Raw genomic sequence first — 8,523 nt, forward strand, 5'->3', positions numbered from 1 at the left:
GTAGTGCCCGTAGAGCCCGTAGTGCCCGTAGAGCCCGTGGAACCGATCGAGCCGCCCATCCGCGCCGATACCAGCGGCCCCTCCGCCGACCTCTTCCGCCAGTACCTCCGCGAGATCGGGCGGATACCGCTGCTCTCCGCGGTCGAGGAGGTCGAGCTGGCCCGCCGGGTCGAGGCGGGCCTCTTCGCCGAGGAGAAGCTCGGCAACACCCCGGACCTCGACTCCCAACTCGCCCTGGACCTGGACCGGTTGGTGGTCCTGGGCCGGATGGCCAAGCGCCGGCTGATCGAGGCCAACCTCCGCCTCGTCGTCTCCGTCGCCAAGCGCTACGTCGGCCGCGGCCTGACCATGCTCGACCTGGTCCAGGAGGGCAACCTCGGCCTGATCCGGGCGGTCGAGAAGTTCGACTACGCCCGCGGCTACAAGTTCTCGACGTACGCCACCTGGTGGATCCGCCAGGCCATGTCCCGCGCCCTGGCCGACCAGGCCCGGACGATCCGGGTCCCGGTGCATGTCGTCGAGCTGATCAACCGGGTGGTCCGGGTCCAGCGCCGGATGCTCCAGGAGCGCGGCTACGAACCCACCCCAGAGGAGGTCGCCGCCCATCTCGACCTGCTCCCGGAGCGGGTGAGCGAGGTGCTGCGGCTGGCCCAGGAGCCGGTGTCGCTCCACGCGCCGGTGGGCGAGGAGGACGATGTCGCCCTCGGCGACCTCATCGAGGACGGCGACGCGGCCTCACCCGTGGAGTCCGCGGCCTTCCTGCTGCTCCGCGAGCACTTGGAGGCCGTGCTGTCGACACTCGGCGAGCGCGAACGCAAGGTGGTGCAGCTGCGGTACGGACTGGCCGACGGCCGCCCCCGCACGCTGGAGGAGATCGGCCGGATCTTCGGGGTGACGCGGGAGCGGATCCGCCAGATCGAGTCGAAGACGCTCAACAAGCTCCGCGACCACGCCTTCGCCGATCAGCTGCGGGGCTATCTGGACTAAGCGGATCGGCGGAAGTCGGCCGCGGTTCGGACGCGCCCCGAAGGGGCGCGGGGAACTGCGCGACCAGCCACGACGGCGTCGCAGACGATCGACGGCATGTCGGGGCACTTCCTGCGGACCGCTTGGCGCCGCCGACCCCGCCCACGCGGGCCGGGCCACCCCGAAACGCCGGCGGGCCGGGCCTCACAGGGCGTCGTACCCACCGGCCTCGTACGCACCGGCCTCGTACCCACCGGCCTCGTACCCTCCGGCCTCGTACCCACCGGCCTCGTACCCACCGGCCGCCGCATGGCCCGCGGCCTCCTGATCGCCGGTGCCGGGCTCGAACGCGCCGGGCTCGAACGCCCCGGGGTGGATCTGCTCCCGCACCGCCACGTACTGCTGCCGCACCGACTGCCCCACCGGCAGGTCCTCGCCCGGCTCGAAGACCTGGCTCGCCGCGGCCGGCCAGCGCGGCGGCTCGTGCGGCGAGTGGGTGCCGTGCGAGACGCCGAGCGCCCACGCGGCCTGCCGGGCCGCGCCCAACGCGGCGTAGTCGGCGGGCTGCGGCACCACGACCCGCGCCTCCAGCAGCGCGGGCGCGATCGCGCGGACGGCCTGGAGATCGGCCGCGGGCCCGAGCAGAAAGACGCGCCGCACCTGGACGCCGCGCCCGCGCAGCACGCCCAGCGCGTCCGCGAGCCCGCACAGCATCCCCTCGAACGCGGCCCGGGCCAGATGCTCGGGCTTCATCGACTCGCGCCGCAGCCCGGTCAGCGTCCCGGCCGTATGCGGCAGATGCGGGGTCCGCTCGCCCTCCAGATACGGCAGTAGCACCAGCCCGTACGAACCCGGGGTGGACTTCATCGCGAGCGCGGAGAGCCCCTCGAGATCCGTGCCGAGCAATTCCGCCGTACCGCGTAGCGCCCGTACCGCGTTGAGCGTATGGACCACCGGCAGATGCATGCCGGTGGCGTCGGCGTACGACAGGATCGTGCCGGTCGGATCGGCCAGCGCCTCATGGTGGACGGAGAAGACCGAGCCGGAGGCGCCCAGGGAGATCACCGCGTCGCCGATCCCGACCCCGAGCCCGAAGGCGGCGGCCATGGTCTCGCCCGTACCGGCGGAGATCAGCAGCCCCTCGGGGGTGTGCCCGGCGGCGTCGGCCGGGCCGATGACCTCCGGCAGCCGCACCTGGTGACCGAGGGCCAGCTGGACCAGGTCGGGGCGCCAGGACCCGTTCGCCGCCGACCAGTAGCCGCTGCTGGAGGCCGTACCGCGGTCGGTCGTACGCCGCGCCGGCCGCCCCAGCAGCTGCCACACCAGCCAGTCGTGCGGCTGCATCAGCTCGGCCACGCGGTGCGCCGCGTCCGGCTCGTTCCGGGTCAGCCAGCGCAGCTTGGCCACCGGCTGCGAGGCGGTCGGCACGGCGCCGACCGCCTGGGCCCAGGCCGTGCGGCCGCCGAGCGCCTCGGTGAGGTCGGCGGCCGCGGACTGGGCGCGCTTGTCGTTGCCCACCAGCGCGGGGCGCACCAGCACCCCGCTCGCGTCCAGCGCCAGCAGCCCGTGCTGCTGCGCCGAGACGCCGATGGCCTGGACCCCCTCGAGCAGCCCGCCCTCGGCGGCCTCGCCGAGGGACATCAGCCACGCCTGCGGGTCCACATCGCCGCTGCCGCCGACCGGATGCGGGGCGTACCCCTGTTTGATCACGGCACCCGTATCGGTGTCACAGACGACGATTCGTGTGCTCTCGGACGAACTGTCCAACCCGGCGACTATCCCCATGGATCAGATGATGCCACCGCCGGGTCTAGGTGTTGCTGGTGCCCCAGTCGTCCTCGCCCACCGCGCGGGGCTCGCGCTGCCCGATCTTCTCGCGCAGCGGCCGGACCTTGTCCAGCGCCCGCACGGCGGCATGCCGGCCTCCTTGCGCGGCCGATTCGGCGGTATTGCGGACGGCCGGGTTCCGTGCGAACTTCTGCGCGCACGCGCGCAGCTGCTCGTACCGCTCGCGGCCGGCCCGCGTGCCCAGTACGTAACCCACAGCCATCCCGGTGATGAACGTCAGCCGGTAGCGCATCGACCTGCCCTTCTCGCTGTCCTTCACATCTGGACCCCGGGGTCGTGCCGCACGTCTACCCGCCCGCGCCGCAGATCACCCACGATCATCCAGAAGATCATCCCTGGAACGGCGGAGCTTCGCCCGAGGGCGGACGCGGCGAACCGATTGGCGGAGCACCCCCCTGCTTGCGCTAATGTATGTGTCGCAGCGAGCGCACGCCGTCCGGGAGATCCGGGCGGGGCCACGGTCGCGGCACACGGAGCAATCCCCTGTAGCTCAATTGGCAGAGCAGCCGGCTGTTAACCGGCAGGTTACTGGTTCGAGTCCAGTCGGGGGAGCTCGGTCCCCTGTAGCTCAATTGGCAGAGCATTCGGCTGTTAACCGGAGGGTTACTGGTTCGAGTCCAGTCGGGGGAGCAGGGAGGAGGACCCCTCAAGGGGTCCTTTTTCATTTCCGGCCCCCTCCGGACGTGATCTACGTCATGATCGCAGCCAGGGGGCCTCCCAGCATCGGCCCTCCGAAGCAGCAGATCGTATGAGCGGCTATGCTGCGGCAGACGGCGCGCGCAGATGTGTACGACGCGCCGTTACGGGGCGGTAGCTCAGCCGGTTAGAGCAGCGGACTCATAATCCGTCGGCCGTGGGTTCGAGTCCCACCCGCCCCACCGGGCACTACGCGGGCAGACCCCATCCTGACCTGCGAAGACTCAAGAACGGGAGTCGCCGCGCTGACGCGGGGACTCCCGTTCATCCGTTCAGACCAAGATCAAGTGGCCCTACAGTGGCCCGAACGTACTACCTGGGAGCTCTACCGCTTGAGGTCGATCATGCGTACCGGCTGGCCCGTGGTCCGGGCAACGGTTTCGAAGTCCCGGTCATAGTGGAGCAGGGTGAGACCGGCCTCTTCGGCGGCGGCCGCCACGAGGAGATCGATGGGGCCCGCACTACGATGCTCGCCCTTCTCGGTGAGCTGCTTCTGGACCACGCGCGCGCGCCGAAAGATGCCGTCCGGCATGGGGCACCACACATAGTGAGCGTCGAACGAGGCCTTCAGGCGGGTGCGGTCAGCGGCCGAGCGGGCAGAGTAGAGGACCTCCATTTCGGTGACGTCGCAGATCGCGATGAGGCCGGCGGCGATCCTGTCGTCCCATTCGGCCGTGTTCTGGCCGAGCAGGATACGTGCGAGGGCAGAGGTGTCGATGAGGTAATCGGCAGACACTCACTCATCTGCTCCCGCGGCGCGACCGCCATCCGCCGTGCTCGTGGGCCGGTACTTGCTCTTGTCGAGGAGCAGGCCCACGTCCAGGGCGCCGTCGGCTGTGAGTTCACGGGCCTCGTCGAGTGCGCGCAGCCGCCGGTGACGGGCTGTGACCTCGCGCAGTGCGGTGTTGATGGTGTCGCGCTTGGTGGTGGTCCCGAGTTCTCTGGCGGCTGCTTCCAGCGCCTCGTCGTCGAGGTCGATGACGGTGCGGCTCATGATGGCCTCTCAATGCATACAGTGGCTTATATCAGTATACAAGATCAACTATATCTCGGTGAGTGCCACACGAGTGGCACCGCCGCTATCCGCGCTGCTCGTGGCGGTGCCACTCGTGTCCACCGCCGCGGGAGATCCACAGCCCTTCGCCCTTCACCAGGTCGTACGTCGCCGTCGTCGCGTCCGCGATTCCGTAGAGCGTCGTGCCGTCGACGGTCAACGACGTGAATGCCGTCGGCGTCTTCAATTCGTGGAAGGCGTTGTTGGCGCGGTCGTCGGCGAGCCAGTAGCGGCCGCCTTCCTCGCCGACGAGCAGCCGCCCGTCCGCGAGCGACTCCAGGACCAGCGACTCCGGGCCACGCTTCAGGTCCCTCCAGGGAATTCCGCCGGCGAGGACCGTCCGCCAGTGCTCGCCGCGGTCCGTCGTCAGCAACAGGCCGCGCACGCGCTCGCCCCGGGTGAGGGACAGCGCCGCGGTGCCACCCCGGGCCGCGAGGATGCCCCCCGTGTACGGCTTCGGGACGGCTCTGGAGCCAAGGGTGTGACCGTCGCGCTGCCATACGACGCGGTTGGGGTCTTCGGTCAGGGGCTGGTCCAGGCTCCAGGCCGTGCCCCGTTCGTCCACGGCGAAGCGGATGGCGTAGTCCGGCGCTCCGGCCGGGGGCGCCACGGTGCGGGTGGCGGGGCGGTAGATGAGGGTCGGCTCCAGTTCGGCGAGCAGGACGTCGCCGGGGCGGGTGCGCATCGGGGTCTCGGTGATGACGGCCTTGTGCCGCTTGCCGCGTACGTCGAGGACGTACGCTCCCTCCGCTCCCTCGCCCGGCGGCACCCGCACGAAGCCCCCGCGCACGCCCTTGAACGCGGGCGGCGGCGCCTCCGCGTCCGCGTGTTCCGCGTGCTCGGTGACCGTATGGCCGTCGGGGCCGACGATGCGCCAGGCGGTGGCCGCCGGCCCCTCGTCGTCCTCGACGTTGCTTGCCTTGTACGCCAGGAGCAGCGAGCCGTCGTCTGCGCGGACCACGTCGGTGGGCGCCCCGGCCGCCTCGATGACATCGGCCGGGCGCGGGTGAGGGTCTTCGATGACGCGTCTGTACGTCGCCTCGCGGTCCCCGGAGTCCCCGTCGCCGGAGCCGTCCGGGCCGCAGGCGGTCAGCGCCAGCGCCGCACCCGCCACGGCCATGAGCCCGACCGTCCGCCTCCCGCGTTTCCACAGCCACACCATCGCCATATCCTCACACGACTCAACTCCTTTGCGGAAAGCGCGAAGCGCGTCCAGAGTGAACGTATGTGTGAGGACGTCGACGCCGTGCCGACAGTGGCCGGGCGCTTCGGATCGGGGGCGGGGCCCGATGAGTGACGCACCGCTGGCGGGTGCCCTGCGGCTGCCGGACGGCTCATGGGTCCGGGGGCGCGGTCTGCGGCATCCGCGACCGGAGGGGGCGCTGCCCGGGTTCGGGCTGTATCTGGGGTCCACCCGGTTGCGCGAGCGGCATGACGGGGAGCTGGGGTGGGAGCGCGCGTGGGTCGAGTGGCCCGATTTTCTGCTGCCCCGCGACCGCGACCTGGCCGTACGGCAGATTCGCGCGCTGCACCAGCGGGCGCGGGCGGGCACGCCCGTGGAGGTCGCCTGCGGGGGTGGCGTCGGCCGGACCGGGACCGTCATCGCCTGCCTGGCCGTCCTGGCGGGGGTGGCCCCCGCCGACGCTGTCACCTGGGCGCGCACCCACCATCACCCCCGGGCCGTCGAGACGCCTTGGCAGCGGCGTTGGGTGGCTCGCTTTCCGGCCGGCTGACGTAGAGCCGCCTCCGGTCGGCATGACGAAGCGTCACAGACTCCTCTCAATGCCCGTGGCATTTCCCTCACTTGTGGTTCGGGTCGCGCTACGGTGAGGAACCGCATGCATGTCTGGAGGGGAGGCGCATGTTGGACGACGTGGCAGGCCAGGTGGCGGCGGCGATTTTGCAGGCGGCCGGGTCCGACGCGTGGGCGGCGATGCGTGACCGGATCGCCCGGCTGCTGGGGCGCGGAGACGCAGGGCGGGAGCGGGCGGAGCTGGAGCGCCTCGACCGGACGACGTCGGACCTGGAAGACCCCGAGCTGAGCGAGGAAGAGCGGACACTGTTCCGCCAGACCTGGCAAGCCCGCTTCCGGAGGTTCCTGGAAGGTCTCGACGAAGGTGAGCGTGAGCGGGTGGTCGCCGAACTCCGTGCGCTGGTGGAGCCGTACGGCGAACCCGCGCGGCGCGACGGCGGCCTGGTCCGGAACAACACCTTCAGCGGTCCCACCGCCGTTCAGACCGGCACCGACAACCAGCAGACAAACTACTTCGGGTCAGGGGCATGACCGGGGGCGGACGCACCGGCGGGGTGTCCGGCAACGACTTCCGTGGGCACAGCGGCGCGCAGGGCGGCTCCCACAACACCCAGATCAACTTCTTCGGAGGACCACCGCGAGGCGGCCGACAGTGGGTGGCGATCGCCGTGGTCGCGCTGTGCGTGCTGGGCCTGGTCGGCGTGGTCGTTTGGGCTGTGGCCAGTTCCGGGGACAACGGCTCCGCGGAATCCTCGGGCCCTTCTCCCAACAGGTCGCCGAGTCCGTCACCGTCGTCCCAGGCGGCTGAGGGTGCGGAGGCCCCGGCGCCCTCGGCGTCGCTGTCCTCACCGACCAGCACCATCCAGTGGCGGGGGAAGGTGCGGATCGCCGAACACGGACCGAGGCTCGACAAGGTTCCGCCGAAGATCGACGCGGGCTCCGGCGACCTCGATCTGGGCCTGGTCAACCCGCCACGGCTCACCGCTTGGCAGCCGGACCTCGCCGTGTGGTCGGAGCGGGGAATGCCCACCAGGCAGGAGTGCTCCGAGCTGGTGTCCGCCCAGGGCGTCCGGCAGGTCGAGGCCAAGGTCGGAGCGGTGGTGTGTGTGAACACGATGGAAGGCCGTACGGCCGTGCTCACCATCACCTCGATCAGCGACAGCTTCAACACCGGCGTCACGGCTGAGGCGACCGTGTGGTCCCAGGCCGACGGGTAATCGGTACCTGCGAGGACACAAGTACGGAGGCCGCCGCGGCTGGTGTGGCGGCCCCCGTTCTCCCGTTCGGTGCAATGGTCTGTTCAGCCCTTCACCGCGCCGGAGAGCACCCTCGGCATCTGCGACACGCCGTCAGGTCTGGGCCGCCGCATCGCCACGACCCTCGGCCTCGACCCGTCCCGGGCCCAGTTCGACTACGTCGGTCTCAATCACCTCGGCTGGATGCGCCGCGTTCTGCACGACGGCGAGGACATCCTGCCCCGGCTGCTCGCCGACGAGCGCCTCGGCGACCTGGAGGAAGGCGTTGTCTTCGGGCGCGAGTGGCTGCGCGACCTCGGCGTGATCCCCAACGAGTACCTGTACTACTACTTCAACCGGGAGGCCGTACGGTCCATCCTCGACGCCCCGCAGACCCGCGGTGAGTTCCTCGCCCGCCAGCAGCGGGAGTTCTACCAGCGGGTGACGGAGGCCGCCGGGGGCTCGGCCGTGTCGCTGTGGCGGAAGACCATCGCCGACCGCAGCGCCAACTACATGGCCGAGGCCAAGGGCGCCGTCCAGGGAGAGGCCCAACCGGACGAGGACTTCCGGCCGGACCCCGCGCACCAGGGGTATGCCGGGGTCGCCCTCGCGGTGATGGCCGCGATCAGCCGCAATGAACGCGCCACGATGATCCTCAACGTGCGCAACGGAACCACCGTCTCCGCCCTTCCCCAGGACGCCGTCGTCGAGGTGCCCGTGACCGTTGACGCGAACGGCGTCCACCCGCTCACCATCACCCAGCCCGATCTGCCCCAGGCCGGTCTGATGCAGCAGGTCAAGGCGGTCGAGCGGCTCACCATCAGCGCCGCTGTCACCGGCTCCCGGACCGATGCCGCCAAGGCGTTCTCCCTCCACCCGCTGGTCGACTCGGTGACCGTCGGCCGCAAGCTGCTCGACGGCTACATCGACCGCATCCCCGAAGTGGCCGAGGTCTTCAGCGGCCGAACGTC

9 protein-coding genes, 3 tRNA genes and 1 pseudogene are annotated in these 8,523 nt (G+C 70.9%); 8 read left to right on the forward strand and 5 right to left on the reverse strand.

What is annotated here, in order from left to right; translation table 11 throughout:
• Positions 1-987, forward strand: a 987-nt coding sequence (locus tag GWI24_RS35285) for an RNA polymerase sigma factor (protein ID WP_210950113.1), incomplete at its 5' end; no start/stop codon positions are given.
• Between the two features lie 183 nt (positions 988-1,170).
• Here GWI24_RS35285 and GWI24_RS35290 read toward each other — a convergent pair.
• Positions 1,171-2,751: an FGGY family carbohydrate kinase gene (locus GWI24_RS35290; RefSeq protein WP_210950114.1), complete on the reverse strand. Its 1,581-nt coding sequence runs from the start codon at positions 2,749-2,751 to the stop codon at positions 1,171-1,173.
• Positions 2,752-2,776: 25 nt separating this feature from the next.
• Positions 2,777-3,046: a YtxH domain-containing protein gene (locus GWI24_RS35295; RefSeq protein WP_137980718.1), complete on the reverse strand. Its 270-nt coding sequence runs from the start codon at positions 3,044-3,046 to the stop codon at positions 2,777-2,779.
• Between the two features lie 247 nt (positions 3,047-3,293).
• Between GWI24_RS35295 and GWI24_RS35300 the strand changes: the two genes are divergently transcribed.
• The 3 genes from GWI24_RS35300 (at position 3,294) to GWI24_RS35310 (ending at position 3,692) form a co-directional block, all read left to right on the forward strand.
• Positions 3,294-3,366, forward strand: a tRNA-Asn gene (locus GWI24_RS35300).
• Positions 3,367-3,371: 5 nt separating this feature from the next.
• Positions 3,372-3,444: transfer RNA gene (locus GWI24_RS35305), tRNA-Asn, on the forward strand.
• A 174-nt stretch (positions 3,445-3,618) separates the two neighbouring features.
• Positions 3,619-3,692, forward strand: a tRNA-Ile gene (locus tag GWI24_RS35310).
• A gap of 143 nt (positions 3,693-3,835) precedes the next feature.
• Here the strand turns inward: GWI24_RS35310 and GWI24_RS35315 are convergent.
• The 3 genes from GWI24_RS35315 to GWI24_RS35325 all read right to left on the reverse strand — a co-directional run bounded on the left by GWI24_RS35315 (position 3,836) and on the right by GWI24_RS35325 (position 5,684).
• On the reverse strand, positions 3,836-4,246 hold the full coding sequence (locus tag GWI24_RS35315) for a PIN domain nuclease (RefSeq protein WP_210950115.1): 411 nt from the start codon (positions 4,244-4,246) through the stop codon (positions 3,836-3,838).
• Complete coding sequence (locus GWI24_RS35320; RefSeq protein WP_210950116.1) at positions 4,247-4,504, reverse strand: type II toxin-antitoxin system VapB family antitoxin; 258 nt, start codon at positions 4,502-4,504, stop codon at positions 4,247-4,249.
• A gap of 85 nt (positions 4,505-4,589) precedes the next feature.
• The gene (locus GWI24_RS35325; protein WP_247617307.1) at positions 4,590-5,684 is read right to left on the reverse strand and encodes a hypothetical protein; all 1,095 of its coding nucleotides are present in this window, start codon (positions 5,682-5,684) and stop codon (positions 4,590-4,592) included.
• Between the two features lie 169 nt (positions 5,685-5,853).
• Here GWI24_RS35325 and GWI24_RS35330 point away from each other — a divergent pair, with 169 nt between their 5' ends.
• The 4 genes and pseudogenes from GWI24_RS35330 to GWI24_RS35345 all read left to right on the forward strand — a co-directional run.
• Positions 5,854-6,297 (forward strand): protein-tyrosine phosphatase family protein, encoded by a 444-nt coding sequence (locus GWI24_RS35330; RefSeq protein ID WP_210950118.1) that lies wholly within the window; start codon positions 5,854-5,856, stop codon positions 6,295-6,297.
• 128 nt (positions 6,298-6,425) lie between these two features.
• Positions 6,426-6,848 (forward strand): hypothetical protein, encoded by a 423-nt coding sequence (locus GWI24_RS35335; RefSeq protein ID WP_210950119.1) that lies wholly within the window; start codon positions 6,426-6,428, stop codon positions 6,846-6,848.
• Positions 6,845-7,534 carry a hypothetical protein gene (locus tag GWI24_RS35340; RefSeq protein WP_210950120.1) on the forward strand — a complete coding sequence of 230 codons (690 nt, stop codon included), beginning with the start codon at positions 6,845-6,847 and terminating at the stop codon, positions 7,532-7,534. The genes GWI24_RS35335 and GWI24_RS35340 overlap by 4 nt, the downstream gene beginning before the upstream one ends.
• Before the next feature lie 69 nt (positions 7,535-7,603).
• A pseudogene (locus GWI24_RS35345) lies at positions 7,604-8,523 on the forward strand (6-phospho-beta-glucosidase); the annotation flags it as partial.

The organism is Streptomyces sp. MK37H, from assembly GCF_018035285.1.
GTDB classification, from domain to species: Bacteria; Actinomycetota; Actinomycetes; order Streptomycetales; family Streptomycetaceae; genus Streptomyces; species Streptomyces endocoffeicus.

Coding starts and splice junctions, on each gene's coding strand:
- GWI24_RS35290 (WP_210950114.1), bottom strand. CDS start 2,751: ATGGGGATAGTCGCCGGGTTGGACAGTTCGTCCGAGAGCACACGAATC.
- GWI24_RS35295 (WP_137980718.1), bottom strand. CDS start 3,046: ATGCGCTACCGGCTGACGTTCATCACCGGGATGGCTGTGGGTTACGTA.
- GWI24_RS35320 (WP_210950116.1), bottom strand. CDS start 4,504: ATGAGCCGCACCGTCATCGACCTCGACGACGAGGCGCTGGAAGCAGCC.
- GWI24_RS35325 (WP_247617307.1), bottom strand. CDS start 5,684: ATGGCCGTGGCGGGTGCGGCGCTGGCGCTGACCGCCTGCGGCCCGGAC.
- GWI24_RS35330 (WP_210950118.1), top strand. CDS start 5,854: ATGAGTGACGCACCGCTGGCGGGTGCCCTGCGGCTGCCGGACGGCTCA.
- GWI24_RS35335 (WP_210950119.1), top strand. CDS start 6,426: ATGTTGGACGACGTGGCAGGCCAGGTGGCGGCGGCGATTTTGCAGGCG.
- GWI24_RS35340 (WP_210950120.1), top strand. CDS start 6,845: ATGACCGGGGGCGGACGCACCGGCGGGGTGTCCGGCAACGACTTCCGT.